The organism is Sulfitobacter sp. 1A13368 (assembly GCF_043557275.1).
Taxonomy (GTDB): Bacteria; Pseudomonadota; Alphaproteobacteria; order Rhodobacterales; family Rhodobacteraceae; genus Sulfitobacter; species Sulfitobacter faviae.
In genome coordinates this window covers 521,163-537,669 of sequence record NZ_JBIFFR010000001.1, presented here as the reverse complement: position 1 = coordinate 537,669, position 16,507 = coordinate 521,163, and the positions used below count along the sequence as shown (strand labels likewise).

The following is a 16,507-nucleotide window of genomic DNA, read 5'->3' as shown; positions in this document are numbered from 1 at the left end:
TGACTGGCGGTTAACCGGTTCTCATCGGGCTAACTGGGCAGCTCGACGATCCGCGCGTAGGTGTTAAGCATGTCGAGCGCATTGGCAAAGGTCTCTGACGGGTTCTCCTTCACGATATAGCCCGCGACATTCTTGCTATAGGCCGATTGCACATCCGTGGGCATATCGGAGGTGGTGAAGACAAAGACCACCATACGCTCCAAGGCGGGATCGGCCCGAACGACCTCCAAGAACTCAAGCCCGCCCATGCGCGGCATATTGAGGTCGAGTGTGATGATATAGGGCGGCAATCGCCCGTGCCGCTTCACCTCCTCCGCCAGAAACTCAAGCGCCTGCTGGCCGTCATGGCAAACCGCCGTCTCATTGACGATCTTCAACTTGCGCATTGCCCGTTGCATGGCCATCACGCTGACTTTGTCGTCATCGACGATAAGAAATTTCGCGGGCGTCGTTTTCATCCGATATTCCTTTCCGACTGCTGTCACGCCGCGGCCGCCACGGGCAGGGATTGATGTGCTTGTGGTGCCAGTGGAAGCTCAACCACAAAGGTCGCGCCGCGCCCTTTGTCAGGGTCGGAAAATAGCGTGACCTTGCCTTTTTGGTGGGCCGCAAGCTTGCTTACGATGGCGAGTCCCAAGCCGCTCCCCTCAACCTCATCGCGGGGTTTAAGGGTTTGAAAGAGTTCAAATATCTTTTGCTGATGTCGAAGCTCTATACCCGGCCCGTCATCGCGGACGGTCAAGACAAGGTGGTCCTGCCGACGCTGCGCACTGATATGGATCGTCCCATGAGCCCGGTCATGGTGTTTGATCGCATTCGAGATGAGATTGCCCAGGATTTGCTGCAAGGCTGTGAGCTGCGCGTCGACGACCTGCTCCGCCCCGGTAAAGGTGATCTTAAAACGGCCTTCGGTATCGATGTAGCGGGCGAGCTCCGTCACCAAGCGGCCAAGATGGACAGGCTCCGGCGCAGGCTGGTCCTGCCCGGCGCGGGCATAATCCAAAAGATCGGCCAAAAGACGGTTTAGCCGGTCAATCCGTTGTTGAGACATCAGCAAATAGCTTCGGCTTTCGGCACTTAGCGCGTTGTCTTCATCCTCCAGCACCCAAAGGCTCAATTCATGCACCGCCCGGAGGGGCGACCGCAGGTCGTGCGCAGCGACATAGGCGAATTTCTCCAACTCGATATTCGAGCGCCGAAGCTCCTCCGCCGTGGTGCGGAAGACGGTCAATGCGCGCGCCATCTCTCCAAGCTCGTCGCGCCCTCTCACGGTAATCGGATGGTCGAGATCCCCCCGAGCGATCGCGGTCACGGAATCGGTCAAGCGTCTGATGCGGCGGTTAAACTGCCGTTCGATAACCAAGCCGTTGGTCATTGCAATCACGAGAAAGGCGCAGGCCATGGTGAGGCCCACGGTCCAAATGACCTGGTTGATGGTATCACGCAGGGCCTGCGTCGCAGCATCCACCCGCTCTAGGGTGTTTTGGGTCAGATCGGAGGAGATATCGGAAATTTCCACGATCATGGGGAGATGTTCGGCTTGCAGCCTTTCGAAGCTATTATGGAACCGCAGGCGGGCCGTTGTATGGGCAAAGAACCCTGTTTCGGCACGAAGCAGCAGGTCGCGCAACGCGTCAATTTGGCGTGCAAGTGACCGCCTGCTTGCTGTCTCGTGAATGCGCGGTAAGCGGGTTATGGCATCCTGAAAATGTTCTTCGACAAGCAGTTTCGCGCGCGCGAGTTGAAGGGGGTGGTTCTGTAGCCCTTGCGACATGACGATATTGATGAGCGTGTCGAGACTGAGCTGAATGTCATTCAAATTGACCGCACTTAACAGCAATTCGGGAAAGCGGGACGTAGGATTTTGAAGCTGGCCGGAACTCGTAGCCCCAAAGGGTTCGCCCAGAACAGCTTCGGTCTGCCTGGAAAGCCGGTAGGCCAGGTCGTCGATAATGAGGTGACTTTGCTCTTGGATTTGCTCGACAAGATCGAGGGTAGAGACGATTTTGGCCTCTGCGCGCCGCATCTCCAGAAGGCCGACTACTGCCGCATCCGTCGCACGCCGTGCCATCTGCAAACGCTGTTCCAGCCGGGCGGCCAAGGGCGGCGCGATCTCGGATGTCGACAGATCATCTAAAAGTTTGGAGATTTCGCTGATCTTTGTCCCAATTTCCTGCCCAAGGACTGATGGCGAAGCGGTGGTATCTCGCTGATTTAACTCCTCAATCGAAAGAAATACACCATTCAAAGACCGCTCGATCTGCTGGGAGACGCCCAACATCGGTAGCGCCGATTGGCTTAGATGAGCATGACTGGCCAAAACAGCGCGCATTTGCCCCGTAGCAACCCACCCCGCTAGGCCGATGATGCCCGCAACGAGCAGAAAAGCGGCCCGGAGACGGGTGCTGATGCGGCTGCCGAAAAGCTGCAGGAGGCGCCAAAGGGGGGGCATCGTTTTCATGCCTTGTGAATAGCCGGGATCGATTAACGCAATGTTAATCGCCGTCGCCCTAAAACCAGCGCCATGACAGCGGGAGGGGTTCATACCCTGGCGTATCGAAGGATCGAATCGTGTTAGACGGCCGCGGATTGACAAGGCGAACGGTTTCAATCGGATTGGGCGCCGGTCTGAGCACGCTGATCGCCGCTCCGGCATTCGGTGAGGCGATCGATATAAAGGTGGCCGCGCAGGCCCGCGAATTGGGGGGAAACGCCAAGACGCTTTCGGTGCTGTTGCCTGAAGGGTCGCGGGCCAATCTCGCGCCGGTTGCAAAAGCCTTTACAGAACGGACCGGGGTCGCGGTTGACCTACAAGAAGTGCGCGTAGATCAGATCAACGCGGAACTGATGCTCAATAGTGTACTCGGTGACGCGCGATATGACGTCGCTTTGCCCGCGACTTTTGGTGTCGCAGATCTGGTGGCCGCGGGGGCGGTCCATGCTTTGGATGGCCTCGCCGCATGCTATGAACCGCCGGGGTTTCGCGACCCTATGCTTTATCAAGAAGGGGATAGGTTCGACGGTAAAACTTATGGATTTCAAACGGATGGCGACGCCTATTTGATGTTCTACCATCGCGAGATGCTGCGCGATCCGCATGACCAAGCGCGCTACGCCGATCGTTTCGGCTATCCACTTGTTCAGCCAGAAACTTGGCAGGAACTGGACCGGCAAATCCGGTTCTTTCATGCACCAGAGGCCGGTCGATATGGCGGACTGTTGTTCCGCACGCCGGGGTATCTCGCATGGGAATGGTGGGTGCGGTTTCACGCCAAGGGCTATTGGCCTTTGTCCCCTGATATGACGCCGCAAATTGCAGATGACCCGGGTGTCGCGGCGCTGGAAGAGTTGATCGCGATCACGGACTGCCTTGCCCCCGAAACTTCGAGCCTGGGGCTGTTTGGAAATTGGGCGCGATACGCGAAGGGTGATGTCTATTGCAACATCGGCTGGGGCGGAACGCAGAAATACCTTAACTCTCCTCGATCATCGATGCGCGGACGGATGGTTTATGGGCCAACCCCCGGGGGGCAGGTGGGGGAGGAACTGCTCGAAATGCCCTATTTCAATTGGGGATGGAGCTTTGTGATCAGCGCGGCATCGATGCAGAAAGAACTCGCCTATCTATTCGCCCTCTTCGCGGTCTCTCCGGCAATGTCGACGCTCGCCGTTCGGCAGCCGGATGGTTTTTTCGATCCCTTCCGCCGTGAGCACTACAGTGACCGGGGCGTGGAAGCGGCCTATTCAAAGTCTTTTCTTGAGGTGCATCGCGCGGCGCTTAAAGGGGCGATTCCCGATTTCTATTTGAAAGGGCAATCAGAGTATTTCCAAACATTGGGAAGGGGATTGGATAAGGCGCTTCAGGGTGAGCTTTCGCCGAAAATGGCCCTGACCCGGGTTGCACAGCAATGGCAGTTAATCACAAGCCGGGTTGGACGCGAAAGGCAAATACAAAGGTGGGCGCGCCTGCGTGCGAAATACCCCCCCAATGCGCGTCGATTGCTACGGGATAAAGCTTGATGGAACCTTTGGTCCTAATTCGGGCTAGCAGGGCGATTTGCTCGTGTGCTGTTCGCAGGGAGGTCGCGATATGCTGCAGCGGCTGTTAAAGTTACCTGCCGACCATGAGCTACCTTCGCGCGAAGAGCCGCAGCCTCTCGGGCCTGATGCAGAGGAGTTTATCCATCTGGTAAGTCACGATCTGCGCGGCTCCATTCGCGCGTTGTTGGAACTGCCTGAATGGATCGCCGAGGATATTGAGGAGGCGGGACTGGAGGTAAGCGCTTCGGTCCACAGTTCCATCGCCTTGATGAAGCGGCACACGCGGCGGTTGGATCGGATGTTAGTCGACCTGCTTCAATACTCGCGCGCCGGAAGGAGGCGCAATGCGACCGTGCTTGAGCTTCGTCAGGCCTTTGATGCCGCAGTAGAGGAAGTCGGGCCGCCCAGTGGTTTCCGGGTTGATCATTACTTCGGGTGCGACTCTTTCGTCGTTGACGATCAGGACCTGCACTCGCTTTTCGTGGCGTTGATTGGAAACGCGATCAAGCATCATGATCGGTTTTCCGGGCGGGTCGAGGTAGTGGTAAAAAACGAAGGGGAGGCCATGATGCTGACCGTTTCCGATGATGGGCCGGGAATACCGCCGCGTTATCATGAGCGTGTCTTCCAGCCGATGACCACTTTGCGGTCGCGCGATGAGGTTGAAGGGTCGGGCTTGGGGTTGGCCTTGGTTCGCAAAATCGCGGCGGCCTATGGGGGCCATGCCTGTTTGGTATCCACCTGTAATGAGCGTGGTACGACTGTATCCGTGCGTTTCGAGGGCGTGGCTATGACATAGCATAGGTGAAACCCCAGAGAGCCATGGAACCCCTCTGGCACCACTATCGAATTGCAGCGCGCGTACCGCCTTATCTTATCACAGCATTCACTGCGAAGGAGGGGATCATCACGTCACAGTTAGAACCTTGTGCAAAAAGCATTCCGCGCTTGGCGCGGCTGGAGAGTGAGGCTAAGCGAGAGGTCATGCAGCTTTTCCTTCTTTCCGCCCTCACCATGTGCGCCTTTGCGGCGAACTCAATTTTGACCCGGATGGCTGTAGACGGCGGGCATATCGATCCGGCGGGCTTTGCCCTTGTGCGGGTCGGTGCGGGGGCATTGGTTTTGGCCATCTTGGTTGCGCTGCGGGGTGGACGGCTGTCGCTTTTGCGGCGCAACAGGATCGGCGGGGCCGTGAGCCTGGCTGTCTATATGATCGGGTTCAGTCTGGCGTATCTGACGTTGGATGCGGGGCTCGGGGCGCTCATCCTTTTTGGCGTGGTGCAGATTACCATGTTCACCTACGCCGCTTTGGCCGGCGCGGCGCCCACCGCGCGGCAGATTACAGGGGCTGCGGCGGCTTTTGCGGGATTGGTTTTGGTCCTCTGGCCAGATGGGCAGGGTTCCACGGATCCAATCGGCGTCGGGCTGATGGTTCTGGCGGGGATCGGCTGGGCCGCCTATACGATCATCGGTCGCACATCGGGCGATCCGCTGGCGGCAACTTCGGCGAACTTTTTGCTCTGTTTGCCGTTCATGCTCATCCTGCCCGCTTTTGCGGGGGCGCATTTCAGCCTGACGGGGCTTTTATTGGGCGCGCTTTGCGGCGGGCTGACCTCGGGCCTTGGCTATGCCCTGTGGTATGGGCTGCTGACGCGGATCGACGGGGGCACGGCGGCGGTGGCGCAGCTGAGCGTGCCGATCATCGCGATCCTCGCCGGGGCGCTGCTCTTGGGTGAGCCGCTGAGCTTGACGCTGGTCCTCGCGACGGCCTTGGTTTTGGGCGGGATCGCTTGGGCGATTAGCGCAAAATCGGCTCCAAAGGATCGTAGGTGATCGCCGCCTCCGTCGGGCCAAAGGCAACTGTGCCGAGGCTATCGGGCTTGTGGGGGACTTGTGCCAGTTCCGCTTGGGTGACCCATCGATGCCGCGTGACGATGGCCTCTCGGTCTTGCCAATCGGGGGCGATTTGGGCGGATCCGAGGATGTGGCATCTGAAATAGATATCCACCTGATGGAACTCGCCGCCGGGGTCGTGGAACTCATTGACCAAACAGGGCGCGCCGACAGAGATCGTGAGGCCCGTTTCCTCAAAGACCTCGCGGCGCAGGTTGTCGGGAAGGGAGGCGCCGGCCTCCACCCCACCGCCGGGGGCGCACATCAGGCCCAGCCGATCATCGGCATAGGCGTTGACCAGCAGCAGCCGGCCTTCGTGCAGCAGCACGGCGCGGGCGGCCAATCGAGGGCAGGGTCGGGGCATCGGCATACTTTCGTCAGGTAACGCGCCAAGACCATTTCACAGTCGGGGCAATCAGTCTATCTGGAGGGCATGATGAGATTTTTCACCCTGCTGATTGCCGCGATTTCCTTGGCGATCCCCCTGCCTGCCGCGGCCGAGAACGCGGCGGGGCGCTGTGTGGTTCTGCTCCATGGGCTGGCTAGGACCGAGATGTCTTTTGCCGTGATGGAAGCGGCCTTGGCCGCCGAAGGCTACCGCGTGGTGCGCCCGGGCTACCCTTCGACTGAGGCCAATATCGCGGAATTGGCGAAACAGACCCTGCCGCGCGCAATTGAGGCTTGCGGCACTGCACAGATCGATTTCGTGACTCATTCCATGGGCGGTATTTTGGTGCGCAAATGGGTGGCCGAGGCCGGTGCCGACCGGGTCGGGCGCGTGGTGATGCTGGGGCCGCCCAATCACGGCAGCGAGGTGGTGGACGAACTGGTCGAGAACCCTGCGTTCGAATGGTTGAACGGGCCCGCCGGGGCCGAGATCGGCACCGATGATGCGGCCTTGCCGAACCAATTGCCGCCGGTCCCTTTCGAGCTGGGCGTGATTGCCGGCTCACAGTCGCTCAACCCCTATTTTTCGAGCCTTTTGCCGGGGCCGGATGACGGGAAGGTCTCGGTCGCCTCGACCCGTGTGGCGGGGATGAAAGATCATATCGTCTTGCCGGTGACCCATACCTTCATGATGAACAACCCGCGCGTCATCGCCCAAACTATGGCCTTTCTGAAAACCGGCAGTTTTGATCGGTCGATGACCTTCATCGACGGGGTCCTGAATGCGATCGGCTGCCCGGAAGCAGGCTGCCTGCCGGGGGTGGGAGGGGACGATGCCAAACCTTAATCTCGTCAATGCGGAGGTGCTTCACCCCGAGGGGCTGAGCCGCGCGCCGCTCTCATTTGCCGACGGGGTGATTGCCGATGCCCCGGTCGGGCGGCCTGTCGATCTGACCGGCTTTCAAGTCTTGCCGGGGATCGTCGATCTGCATGGCGACGCGTTCGAGCGGCATCTGGCACCGCGTCGCGGGGCGATGAAACAACTGTCCGAAGGGTTGGTCGCAGCGGAGGCAGAGCTCGCGGCGAATGGCATGACCACCGCGGTTTTGGCGCAATTCGTCAGCTGGGAAGGCGGTCTGCGGGGGCTGGCGTTCGCCGATCAGGTCTTTAGCGGCATCCGCGACACCGCGCCGGATTTGGTCACCGACATCCGCCCGCAGCTTCGGTTCGAGACCCATATGCTCGACCTCTACGACAGCCTGCCGCAGCGCATGTCGGATTGGGGCGTGGGCTATGTGGTGTTCAACGATCACCTGCCGCATGATCGTTTGGCGGCGGGCAAAACTCCAAAACGGCTGGTCGGGCAGGCGCTGAAAGCCGGGCGCAGCCCGGAGAGCCATTTGGCACAGATGCAGGAGATGCACGCGCGGCGCGATGAGGTGCCCGCGGCGCTGGACGGGCTTTGCGCGGAACTGGCGCAGCGTGGCGTTAAAATGGGCAGCCATGATGACCAGACCGCCGAGGGCCGCGCCCTTTGGCGGGCGCGGGGCGTGACGCTGGCGGAATTCCCCGAGACGCAGGAGGCCGCCGAGGCCGCGCATGGGGCGGGGGATGCGGTCATCATGGGCGCGCCCAATGTGGTGCGCGGCGGGTCGCATAATGGCAACCTTTCAGCGCTGGACCTGATCACCATGGGGCTTTGTCACGCGTTGGCGTCGGATTACCATTACCCTTCGCCGCGCCGCGCCGCCTTGATGCTGGCGCAGAGCGGATTGCTGGACCTTGCTGGCGCTTGGGCGTTGGTCTCATCCGGGCCGGCGCAGGTCTTGGGGCTTACGGATCGCGGCACGCTCGCGCCGGGCAAACGCGCCGATATCGTCGTCTTGGACAAGGCCACGGGCCGGGTCGCCGCCACTTTCGCGGCGGGGCGGGTGAGCTTCATGTCCGGCGCGGTGGCGGATCGGTTCTTCGGCTGACCTCAGCCGCGGGTGATCTGGTTTACATGACCCATCTTGCGGCCCGGTTTGACCTCGGCCTTGCCGTAGAGATGCAGCGCCGTCTCGCGGGCGCGGGCCAGTTCGGGCACGCGGTCCATGTCATCGCCGATGAGGTTGGTCATCACCACATCGGCATAGCGCTGCCCATCGCCCAAGGGCCATCCGGCCACGGCGCGGATATGCTGCTCGAATTGGTCGATGGTGCAGCCGTTCTGGGTCCAATGGCCAGAGTTATGCACACGCGGAGCGATCTCATTCACGATCAGCCCCTGCGGCGTGACGAAAAGCTCGACCCCCATGACGCCCACGTAATCCAGTGCGTTCAGCACGCGACCGGCAAGCAGCACTGCGTCGGTGCGCTGTGCATTGCTGATCTTGGCGGGCACGGTGGTGGTGTGCAGGATGCCATCGCGGTGGACATTCTCACCAGGGTCGAAACAGGCAACCTCGCCCGTGGCACTGCGCGCGGCGATGACAGAGATTTCGGCGCTGAAGTTCACGAAACCTTCGAGCACGGAAGGCGCGCCGTTCATCTCGGCCCAAGCGGCGTCGAGGTCGGAATCGTCTTTCAGCCGCGCTTGGCCCTTTCCGTCATAGCCGAAACGGCGGGTTTTGAGGATCGCAGGCGTGCCGATCTGGGCCACGGCGGCCTTCAGGCTGGCGATGTCGGTCACATCGGCGAAAGGGGCCACGCGCAGGCCAAGATCGCCGAGGAAGGTTTTCTCGGTCAGCCGGTCTTGGGAAATGCGCAGCGCCTCGCGGCCCGGGCGCAGCGGGGTGATCGCCTCGACCACGTCGAGCGCCTCGGTGGGGATGTTCTCAAACTCGAAGGTGACGATGTCACAGGCGCGGGCGAAAGCCTCCAGCGCCTTGTGGTCGTCATAGGGGGCGGTGGTCACCGCATGGGCCACATCGGCGGCGGGCGGGTTGGTGCCCGGCTCGAATATATGGGTGCGAAAGCCAAGCCGTGCTGCGGCGACAGAAAGCATGCGGCCCAATTGGCCGCCGCCCAGAATGCCGATGGTGGCGCCGGTTTGCAGGGGTTCAGTCATGCGGCACCTCGGGGATCGAAGCGCTGAGCGCATCGCGCCAATCGTCCAGCCGCTTGGCCAGTTCCGGGTCTTGCAGCGCAAGGATGCCCGCCGCCATCAGGGCGGCATTGGCCGCGCCTGCAGCACCAATGGCCATGGTCGCGACCGGGAAACCGCGCGGCATTTGCAGGATGGAATAAAGCGAATCCACACCCGACAGCGCCTTGGTCTGCACCGGCACGCCGATCACCGGCACCCGGGTTTTGGAGGCCATCATGCCCGGCAAATGCGCCGCCCCGCCTGCGCCCGCGATGATGACTTGCAAACCCCGGTCCACCGCCGTCTTGCCATAGTCCCAGAGCCGGTCCGGCGTGCGATGGGCCGATACGATGCGCGCCTCGAAGGGGATGTTAAGCTCGTCCAGCAGGGTTGCTGCTTCGCGCATGGTGGCCCAGTCGGACTGGGACCCCATGATGATGCCAACCGGGGGCGTGGTCATTGCTGCGGGCCTTCTCTTGGTGGATCAGAGCGCGCACTATACCCATTATGGCCCATCTGGCAACGCCGATTGCCGCGGGTCATGGGGATAATGGGTCAGGCGATGATATCGGGCGTCAGCCGGTCTTCGATCTGGGCGATCAAATCCTTGAGACGCAGTTTGCGTTTCTTGAGCCGTTGCAGGGTCAGTTGATCCCCGGTGCCGCGTTCGACCAGCGCATGGATGGCGTCATCCAGATCGCGATGTTCCCGTCGAAAGACCTCAAGCTCGACACGCAGCACTTCGTCCGTTTTCATCGACAGATCGGTAGGGGCATTCATGGGCAGGTGATTCCGTTGGGCATCTGAACCTTGAATATAAGCGGTTGAGATCATTTGGCATAGCCCTTGCGCCCTTGCCCAAGCCCCCCCATATTCAATGCAACGGGCTGCCGGTTGCGGGGCCTGTGAAACACTGTCGCTTGACCTGATAAGGACGTGTCGCATGACGAAATTAACGCTTGCCTCTTACCCGCATATGCTTGGGTTTGAACAATTGGAACGGGTGCTTGAACGCAGCGCCAAGGCCGGAAACGAAGGTTATCCGCCGTTCAACATCGAACAAACCTCGGACTACAGCTATCGCATCACGCTGGCGGTGGCGGGTTTTTCGGAACAGGATCTGTCGATAACCGTTGAGGATAGACAGCTCGTGATCCGTGGGCGTCAGTCCGACGATGGCGAAGACCGGGTGTTTCTGCACCGTGGAATCGCTGCGCGTCAATTCCAACGCTCGTTCGTACTGGCCGATGGGGTCGATGTGGGCGAGGCGGTTATGGAGAATGGTCTGCTGCATGTCGACCTGACCCGCGCCAAGCCTGAAACGGTGGTTCAAACCATCAAGATCAAGAAGGGGTAACATCATGCAAGACGCAATCACCCACGGAAACGACCGTATGGTCTATGTCAAAACCATCGCTGTCGCCGATCTGCCGCGCGAGGTGCGCGATCAGGCCGAGGGGCTTGAGCTTCTCTATGCCGTTCACGATGCCGAAGGGCAGCAGCTTGCGCTGGTCGGCGACCAGAAACTCGCCTTCTCATTGGCGCGAGAGCATGACTACCGGCCAGTGATGGTGCATTGACGCCGCGCGGCACGACGATACGCTAAGCCCGATGCAAGGCCGCAGTCCACTGCGGCCTTTTTTATTGGGAGCGGCCTTATGGATTTCGATTTCGACTGGGTAGACGCCTTCACCGACCAAGTCTTTGGCGGCAATGGCTGCGCCGTGGTGCATGGCGGGGCAGGGCTGCCGGATGAGCTATGCATGGTCTATGTGCGCGAAACATCCCTCGTGGAATGCACCTTTACCGGCCCGTCGGAGGTCGCGGATTTCAGGGTGAAATACTACCTCGCCAGTCGAGAGATACCCTTTGCGGGCCACCCCACCATCGCCACCGTCGCAGCGCTGCGCCATCGCGGGTTGATCGGCGAAGGGCCACTGCGGTTGGAGACTGGCGCGGGGATCGTTGAGGTCGAGGTGCGCGGCTCCCAAATCGCCATGACCCAGATCGCGCCGGTCTTCGGGGAAGAAGTGCCTGCCGATCTCGTCGCCAAGGTGGGCGGCGTGGCACCCGAGGATATCATCGCGCCGCCGCAGGTAGTTTCTACCGGACTGCCGTTCTGTATCACCGTTCTGCGCAGTCGCGCCGCATTGGAAGGGCTGAAGCTTAACCCCGAGGCGCTCGCGGCCTATAATGCCCATCTGGGGCAGGGCAGCGATATGATGGAGCCTTTTTGGGTCACCCTCGAAGGCGCGACCGCTGTGGGCGATACCTATGCGCGGCTGCTGCTGGCCCCGCCCAGCCCCGCCGAAGACCCTTTCACCGGATCGGCGACGGGTGCCATGGCGGCCTACCTCTGGGCGCGCGGATTGATCGAGAGCCCGGCCTTCGTGGCCGAGCAGGGGCACCTCATGGGCCGCCCCGGACGGGCGGAGGTCGAGGTGCTTGGCCCCCGCGATGCGACCACCGGTGTCCGCGTGGCGGGGCAGGGGCGCGTGGTAATGTCGGGCCAAGTTTTCATGCCCGAGGTGGCCTGACCCCAAACGCGAAACGCAGCCCCGAGGGGCTGCGTTGTTCTTGGCAAAAACTGATCGGTTTACTCCGCGATCAGCCCCATGTTTTCGAGCTTCAGCAACACCTGATGCGCGCAGTTGTCGACCTCGACATTCTCGGTCTCCAGCACCAGTTCGGCGTTCTGCGGCACATCGTAGGGGTCGGAAATGCCGGTGAATTCCTTGATCTTGCCCTCTCGCGCCAGCTTGTAGAGCCCCTTGCGGTCGCGGCGTTCGCACTCTTCGATGGAGGTTGCGACGTGCACCTCGACGAAGGCGCCGAAGTTCTCGACATCCTCACGCACCGCGCGGCGGGTGGCGGCATAGGGCGCAATCGGTGCGCAGATGGCGATGCCGCCGTTCTTGGTGATCTCTGATGCGACATAGCCGATGCGGCGGATGTTCAGATCGCGGTGCTCTTTCGAGAAGCCCAACTCAGAACTGAGGTTCTTGCGCACGATGTCACCGTCCAGCAGCGTCACCGGGCGGCCGCCCATCTCCATCAGCTTGACCATCAGCGCGTTGGCGATGGTGGATTTGCCAGAGCCGGAGAAACCGGTGAAGAAGACGGTGAACCCCTGTTTGGACCGCGGCGGGGAGGTGCGGCGCAGCTCCTTGACGACCTCGGGGAAGGAGAACCACTCAGGGATCTCCAGACCTTCCCTCAGGCGGCGGCGCAGCTCGGTGCCCGAGATGTTCAGGATGGTGACGCTGTCCTTGTCCTCGATCTCATCCATGGCCTCATATTGGGCACGTTCCTGCACCCAAACCATATGTTTGAAATCGACCATTTCGATGCCCATCTCCTCCTGATGTACGCGGAACAATTCCTGCGCATCATAGGGGCCATAGAAATCCTCACCGGCGGAGTTCTTGCCGGGGCCAGCATGGTCGCGGCCCACGATGAAATGGGTGCAGCCGTGGTTTTTGCGGATCAGCCCGTGCCAGACGGCCTCGCGCGGGCCAGCCATGCGCATGGCGAGGTTCAAGAGCGACATGGAGGTGGTGGCGGCAGGATACTTGTCGAGCACCGCTTCATAGCAGCGCACGCGGGTGAAGTGATCCACGTCGCCGGGTTTGGTCATGCCGACGACCGGATGAATCAGCAGGTTGGCCTGCGCCTCACGCGCGGCGCGGAATGTAAGCTCCTGATGCGCGCGGTGCAGCGGGTTGCGGGTCTGGAAGGCCACGACGCGACGCCAGCCCAGCTTACGGAAATAGGCGCGCAACTCGTTCGGCGTATCGCGACGGGCGCGGAAATCATAGTGCACCGGCTGCTGGATGCCGGTTACCGGACCGCCCAGATAGACGTTGCCCGCTTGGTTGTACAGGTAATTCACCGCCGGATGCGCCTCGTCATCGGCGCCAAAGACCTTCTCGGCCTCGCGCGATTTGTTCGGGGTCCAGCGGTCGGTCACGGTCATGGTCGCAAGGATCACGCCCTCTTGGTCGCGCAGGGCGATGTCCTGCCCTACTTCCAGCTTCTCGGCGAAAGCCTCGGTCACGTCGAGGGTGATCGGCATCGGCCAGAGGGAGCCATCCGCCAGACGCATATTCTCGACCACGCTGTCGTAGTCCTCTTCGCCCAAGAACCCTTTCAGCGGGTTGAAGCCGCCGTTCATCAAGAGTTCCAGATCGCAGATCTGGCGCGGGGTGAGGTCGAGGCTCACCAGATTGCCCGCCTCCACCTTCAGCTTTTGCGAAGACTCGTAAGAGACGTAGAGTTCGGGGATCGGCGTGAGGTTGCTGGGCATCATGACTATCACTTTTCTTCAGGGAACAGGCGGCTTTGGTCCCGGCTGCCATAGCTGCAAAAGATGGGAAAAGTCTATAGAACTAAGGGGTGTCGCCCCGTTAAAGGCCGAAATCCCATGATCCGAGGGTGGCCTGCAATTCGGGTGCTGAGGGGCGGCGGAAACCGGAATTATCTCCGCCGCGCCTTCGTCTGACTTAAACGTCTTCCTTCACCTCGGCCCCGTAGCCGAGCGGGAGGGAGGTATCTTTGCCGTCATCGTCGCCCACTTCGGCAAGGAAGCGCTCGGCTTCGAGTGCTGCCATGCAGCCCATGCCGGCGCTGGTCACCGCTTGGCGGTACTTGTGGTCGGTCAAATCGCCTGCGGCAAAGACGCCGGGGATGGAGGTTTCGGTGCTGTCGGGTTTGGTCACGACGTAGCCGCCCATGTGGGTTTCCAGCGTATCTTTGACCAACTCGTTGGCGGGCGCATGGCCGATGGCGACAAAGACGCCCTTGGCGGGGATGTCGGTGATCTCGCCGGTCTTGGTGTGTTTGACCTTCACGCCCTCGACGCCGAGCGGGTTGTCGGTGCCGTAGACCTCGTGCAGCTCATGGAACCACAGCGGCTCGATCTTGGGGTTCTTCATCAACCGGTCGATCAGGATCTTCTCGGCGCGCAGCTCGTCGCGGCGGTGGATCAGCGTGACCTTGGAAGCGAAGTTGGTGAGGAACAGCGCCTCTTCCACGGCAGTGTTGCCGCCGCCGATGACCACGATCTCCTGACCACGATAGAAGAACCCATCGCAGGTAGCGCAGGCCGAGACGCCGAAGCCCTTGAACTTCTCTTCGCTCTCCAGCCCCAGCCACTTCGCGCGGGCGCCGGTGGCGAGGATCACGGAATCGGCGACGTAAGTCGTGCCGCTGTCGCCCTTGGCGTGGAACGGGCGGCTCGACAGGTCGAGGTCGGTGATGATGTCGCCGATGATCTCAGTCCCCATGGCCTTGGCGTGGTCCTGCATGCGGATCATCAGGTCGGGGCCCTGCACCTCGCTGTCGCCGGGCCAGTTCTCGACCTCGGTGGTGGTGGTCAGCTGGCCGCCCGGCTCGATCCCCTGCACGAGGATCGGCTCCAGCATGGCGCGGCTTGCGTAGACCCCGGCGGTATAGCCCGCAGGGCCGGAGCCGATGATCAGTACCTTGGTTTTACGTGTCTCGGCCATCTGGCGCCCCCGGGCTGTCATTGATATTGCCCGCCTCATATAGCGATAGCCGCGAAGCCGTTAAACCCCTGCCGTCACCGCCCCGTCATTACGCTTGCGTGAACGGACGGGCGGCTGGCCTCAAGGGCTGCGATAAAGAATATTGCGCTTATGTGAAACTTTATTGCGCGCACCACGCAGGCTGCTATAAGAATCGAAAATTCACTGAGGATGTTATGGCGGGTACACGACTTGATCCGATAGACCGGATGATCTTGGCCGAGTTGCAATCTGATGGCCGGATGACGAATGTCGAACTGGCCAAACGTGTCGGCATCTCTGCACCGCCCTGTTTGCGCCGCGTGCGCACCTTGGAAGAACAGGGCTATATCAAAGGCTATCATGCGGATGTCGATGCGCGCGAACTGGGCTTTGAGGTGCAGGTCTTCGCCATGGTCGGGCTGGCCAGTCAGGCCGAGGCTGACCTGAGCGCGTTTGAAGAGAAATGCCGTGGTTGGCCGCTGGTGCGTGAGTGCCATATGCTCAACGGGGAAGTCGATTTCATCCTGAAATGCGTGGCACCGGATCTGTCGAGCTTTCAAAGTTTCCTGACCGGGCAATTGCTGACCACGCCCAATGTGGAAAGCGTGAAGACCAGCCTCGTGATCCGCGGGGCCAAGGATGAGCCCGGCGTGCCCTTCGACGTGTTGGAAGCGCGGCTGTCGACCGCGCCTTGAGATCAGCTGTCGGCGCGGTCTTCCGCCGCCGCGGGCGCGCGGGGGTGGGCGAGGGGGCCGAAATCCCGCCCATGCGCGATCTGCGGAAACATGGATAGAAAGCGATCCCGCAGGCCGGGTGTTGCGTCACGCAGCGCTTGAGCGCCGGGGTGAAAGGTCTCCATCTCTAGCCCGCCTGCCTTGATCACCGCATGGCGCGACAGACAGATATGAAACAGGCGTACCGGGGTTGGCGGGGTGACCTCGATCACATTAACTCCATCCACGAATTCGCACAGCGGGGTGAGCAGGCGGCTGCCCTCCGCCTCGGCCCGCAGGTGCGACGTCTGGAGCACCCGTGCGGCGGGGCCGAGGGTGAGGAACGAACTCGGGCGCCCCTCGCCGAAACTGTCGGGCATGATGCGGATGAGGGGCAGCCGCCCACTGTCCGCCGGGATGAAACGGCTCGACCCGATCCAGATCAATTGCGCCGGGTCTCCGGCACTAGTGTTGATCATGTCGCCGGGCTGGAGATCTTCGATGGCGATGTCACCCTGTACCGTTTGGATCGGCGTCCCGCGGGCGAAGGCCGCGAAAGCGGCTTCGAAAAGTGGCGCGGTGGGGGCGGTGTCTTGCCCGATATAGAGCGACCCGTCGGCGCGGAGCGCGGCGACTTCATAGCTGCGCATCGGCGCGGGCGGCGGGCCTTCGGCTTTGGTGGCGGTCTCAGTCATGCAAAACCCTTTGTCGGCCCGGCACAGCGCTGCCGAGGGCGGCATGCACCGGCGCGGGCTGACGGATACTGCGCCATGTTCTGCGGGATTTGTCAAAATATCCGGCATGAGCGCTGCGCTTTGCGCGCCAATCTCGGCTGAATGCGGGGGGCTGTTTCCGGGCCGGGTGCGTGATCGCCATAT

Annotated in this window: 18 protein-coding genes; 9 read left to right on the top strand and 9 right to left on the bottom strand. The window is 61.4% G+C overall.

Going from position 1 to position 16,507, the window contains the following annotated elements; genetic code table 11:
• Positions 1-29: 29 nt before the first annotated feature.
• Both ACGYK4_RS02620 and ACGYK4_RS02615 read right to left on the bottom strand, forming a co-directional pair.
• Positions 30-458 (bottom strand): response regulator, encoded by a 429-nt coding sequence (locus ACGYK4_RS02620; RefSeq protein WP_067267334.1) that lies wholly within the window; start codon positions 456-458, stop codon positions 30-32.
• Positions 459-481: 23 nt separating this feature from the next.
• Positions 482-2,545 carry an ATP-binding protein gene (locus ACGYK4_RS02615; protein ID WP_394454966.1) on the bottom strand — a complete coding sequence of 688 codons (2,064 nt, stop codon included), beginning with the start codon at positions 2,543-2,545 and terminating at the stop codon, positions 482-484.
• Between the two features lie 26 nt (positions 2,546-2,571).
• Here ACGYK4_RS02615 and ACGYK4_RS02610 point away from each other — a divergent pair, with 26 nt between their 5' ends.
• The 3 genes from ACGYK4_RS02610 (at position 2,572) to ACGYK4_RS02600 (ending at position 5,874) form a co-directional block, all read left to right on the top strand.
• Positions 2,572-4,020, top strand: a complete 1,449-nt coding sequence (locus tag ACGYK4_RS02610; protein ID WP_394454964.1) for an ABC transporter substrate-binding protein — start codon at positions 2,572-2,574, stop codon at positions 4,018-4,020.
• Positions 4,021-4,090: 70 nt separating this feature from the next.
• On the top strand, positions 4,091-4,840 hold the full coding sequence (locus ACGYK4_RS02605; RefSeq protein ID WP_394432488.1) for an ATP-binding protein: 750 nt from the start codon (positions 4,091-4,093) through the stop codon (positions 4,838-4,840).
• Between the two features lie 185 nt (positions 4,841-5,025).
• A complete protein-coding gene (locus ACGYK4_RS02600; protein ID WP_394454962.1) occupies positions 5,026-5,874 on the top strand; it encodes a DMT family transporter in 849 nt (282 codons plus the stop codon).
• On the opposite strand, the gene ACGYK4_RS02595 is transcribed toward ACGYK4_RS02600, so the two are convergent.
• Entirely contained in the window at positions 5,840-6,304 is a 465-nt protein-coding gene (locus ACGYK4_RS02595; protein WP_271693074.1) for an NUDIX domain-containing protein, read from the bottom strand. The two genes, ACGYK4_RS02600 and ACGYK4_RS02595, sit on opposite strands and share 35 nt — an antisense overlap.
• 66 nt (positions 6,305-6,370) lie before the next feature.
• On the opposite strand from ACGYK4_RS02595, the gene ACGYK4_RS02590 reads away from it, so the two are divergent.
• Positions 6,371-7,168 carry an esterase/lipase family protein gene (locus ACGYK4_RS02590; RefSeq protein ID WP_394454961.1) on the top strand — a complete coding sequence of 266 codons (798 nt, stop codon included), beginning with the start codon at positions 6,371-6,373 and terminating at the stop codon, positions 7,166-7,168.
• Positions 7,155-8,297, top strand: coding sequence for an alpha-D-ribose 1-methylphosphonate 5-triphosphate diphosphatase (locus ACGYK4_RS02585; protein WP_394454960.1), 1,143 nt, complete (start codon positions 7,155-7,157; stop codon positions 8,295-8,297). The genes ACGYK4_RS02590 and ACGYK4_RS02585 overlap by 14 nt, the downstream gene beginning before the upstream one ends.
• A gap of 2 nt (positions 8,298-8,299) precedes the next feature.
• Here ACGYK4_RS02585 and ACGYK4_RS02580 read toward each other — a convergent pair whose 3' ends face one another.
• From ACGYK4_RS02580 to ACGYK4_RS02570, 3 genes are all read right to left on the bottom strand, one after another.
• On the bottom strand, positions 8,300-9,370 hold the full coding sequence (locus ACGYK4_RS02580) for a 5-(carboxyamino)imidazole ribonucleotide synthase (RefSeq protein WP_394454958.1): 1,071 nt from the start codon (positions 9,368-9,370) through the stop codon (positions 8,300-8,302).
• Positions 9,363-9,848: a 5-(carboxyamino)imidazole ribonucleotide mutase gene (gene purE / locus ACGYK4_RS02575; protein WP_209218256.1), complete on the bottom strand. Its 486-nt coding sequence runs from the start codon at positions 9,846-9,848 to the stop codon at positions 9,363-9,365. The genes ACGYK4_RS02580 and purE overlap by 8 nt, the downstream gene beginning before the upstream one ends.
• Positions 9,849-9,943: 95 nt before the next feature.
• Complete coding sequence (locus tag ACGYK4_RS02570) at positions 9,944-10,168, bottom strand: YdcH family protein (RefSeq protein ID WP_067267347.1); 225 nt, start codon at positions 10,166-10,168, stop codon at positions 9,944-9,946.
• 163 nt (positions 10,169-10,331) lie between these two features.
• Here ACGYK4_RS02570 and ACGYK4_RS02565 point away from each other — a divergent pair, with 163 nt between their 5' ends.
• The 3 genes from ACGYK4_RS02565 to ACGYK4_RS02555 all read left to right on the top strand — a co-directional run bounded on the left by ACGYK4_RS02565 (position 10,332) and on the right by ACGYK4_RS02555 (position 11,925).
• Positions 10,332-10,745: an Hsp20 family protein gene (locus ACGYK4_RS02565; RefSeq protein ID WP_067267324.1), complete on the top strand. Its 414-nt coding sequence runs from the start codon at positions 10,332-10,334 to the stop codon at positions 10,743-10,745.
• A 4-nt stretch (positions 10,746-10,749) separates the two neighbouring features.
• The gene (locus ACGYK4_RS02560) at positions 10,750-10,968 is read left to right on the top strand and encodes a DUF1150 family protein (protein WP_007119022.1); all 219 of its coding nucleotides are present in this window, start codon (positions 10,750-10,752) and stop codon (positions 10,966-10,968) included.
• Positions 10,969-11,046: 78 nt separating this feature from the next.
• Complete coding sequence (locus ACGYK4_RS02555; RefSeq protein ID WP_394454957.1) at positions 11,047-11,925, top strand: PhzF family phenazine biosynthesis protein; 879 nt, start codon at positions 11,047-11,049, stop codon at positions 11,923-11,925.
• A gap of 59 nt (positions 11,926-11,984) precedes the next feature.
• Here ACGYK4_RS02555 and ACGYK4_RS02550 read toward each other — a convergent pair whose 3' ends face one another.
• Both ACGYK4_RS02550 and trxB read right to left on the bottom strand, forming a co-directional pair.
• Positions 11,985-13,697 carry a bifunctional sulfate adenylyltransferase/adenylylsulfate kinase gene (locus tag ACGYK4_RS02550; RefSeq protein ID WP_394454956.1) on the bottom strand — a complete coding sequence of 571 codons (1,713 nt, stop codon included), beginning with the start codon at positions 13,695-13,697 and terminating at the stop codon, positions 11,985-11,987.
• 193 nt (positions 13,698-13,890) lie between these two features.
• Positions 13,891-14,895, bottom strand: a complete 1,005-nt coding sequence (trxB, locus tag ACGYK4_RS02545; protein WP_271688145.1) for a thioredoxin-disulfide reductase — start codon at positions 14,893-14,895, stop codon at positions 13,891-13,893.
• Positions 14,896-15,110: 215 nt separating this feature from the next.
• Here trxB and ACGYK4_RS02540 point away from each other — a divergent pair, with 215 nt between their 5' ends.
• Entirely contained in the window at positions 15,111-15,611 is a 501-nt protein-coding gene (locus tag ACGYK4_RS02540; protein ID WP_067267317.1) for an Lrp/AsnC family transcriptional regulator, read from the top strand.
• Between the two features lie 2 nt (positions 15,612-15,613).
• Here the strand turns inward: ACGYK4_RS02540 and ACGYK4_RS02535 are convergent, their stop codons facing one another.
• A complete protein-coding gene (locus tag ACGYK4_RS02535) occupies positions 15,614-16,324 on the bottom strand; it encodes a Hint domain-containing protein (protein WP_394454955.1) in 711 nt (236 codons plus the stop codon).
• Between the last annotated feature and the right edge of the window lie 183 nt (positions 16,325-16,507).

Excerpts from the sequence above, each read along its gene's own strand:
- ACGYK4_RS02550 (WP_394454956.1), bottom strand. The coding sequence starts at position 13,697 with ATGATGCCCAGCAACCTCACGCCGATCCCCGAACTCTACGTCTCTTAC.
- ACGYK4_RS02600 (WP_394454962.1), top strand. The coding sequence starts at position 5,026 with ATGCAGCTTTTCCTTCTTTCCGCCCTCACCATGTGCGCCTTTGCGGCG.
- ACGYK4_RS02620 (WP_067267334.1), bottom strand. The coding sequence starts at position 458 with ATGAAAACGACGCCCGCGAAATTTCTTATCGTCGATGACGACAAAGTC.
- ACGYK4_RS02555 (WP_394454957.1), top strand. The coding sequence starts at position 11,047 with ATGGATTTCGATTTCGACTGGGTAGACGCCTTCACCGACCAAGTCTTT.
- ACGYK4_RS02615 (WP_394454966.1), bottom strand. The coding sequence starts at position 2,545 with ATGAACCCCTCCCGCTGTCATGGCGCTGGTTTTAGGGCGACGGCGATT.
- ACGYK4_RS02585 (WP_394454960.1), top strand. The coding sequence starts at position 7,155 with ATGCCAAACCTTAATCTCGTCAATGCGGAGGTGCTTCACCCCGAGGGG.
- ACGYK4_RS02605 (WP_394432488.1), top strand. The coding sequence starts at position 4,091 with ATGCTGCAGCGGCTGTTAAAGTTACCTGCCGACCATGAGCTACCTTCG.
- purE (WP_209218256.1), bottom strand. The coding sequence starts at position 9,848 with ATGACCACGCCCCCGGTTGGCATCATCATGGGGTCCCAGTCCGACTGG.
- ACGYK4_RS02540 (WP_067267317.1), top strand. The coding sequence starts at position 15,111 with ATGGCGGGTACACGACTTGATCCGATAGACCGGATGATCTTGGCCGAG.
- ACGYK4_RS02580 (WP_394454958.1), bottom strand. The coding sequence starts at position 9,370 with ATGACTGAACCCCTGCAAACCGGCGCCACCATCGGCATTCTGGGCGGC.
- ACGYK4_RS02595 (WP_271693074.1), bottom strand. The coding sequence starts at position 6,304 with ATGCCGATGCCCCGACCCTGCCCTCGATTGGCCGCCCGCGCCGTGCTG.
- trxB (WP_271688145.1), bottom strand. The coding sequence starts at position 14,895 with ATGGCCGAGACACGTAAAACCAAGGTACTGATCATCGGCTCCGGCCCT.
- ACGYK4_RS02565 (WP_067267324.1), top strand. The coding sequence starts at position 10,332 with ATGACGAAATTAACGCTTGCCTCTTACCCGCATATGCTTGGGTTTGAA.
- ACGYK4_RS02535 (WP_394454955.1), bottom strand. The coding sequence starts at position 16,324 with ATGACTGAGACCGCCACCAAAGCCGAAGGCCCGCCGCCCGCGCCGATG.
- ACGYK4_RS02570 (WP_067267347.1), bottom strand. The coding sequence starts at position 10,168 with ATGAATGCCCCTACCGATCTGTCGATGAAAACGGACGAAGTGCTGCGT.
- ACGYK4_RS02590 (WP_394454961.1), top strand. The coding sequence starts at position 6,371 with ATGAGATTTTTCACCCTGCTGATTGCCGCGATTTCCTTGGCGATCCCC.
- ACGYK4_RS02560 (WP_007119022.1), top strand. The coding sequence starts at position 10,750 with ATGCAAGACGCAATCACCCACGGAAACGACCGTATGGTCTATGTCAAA.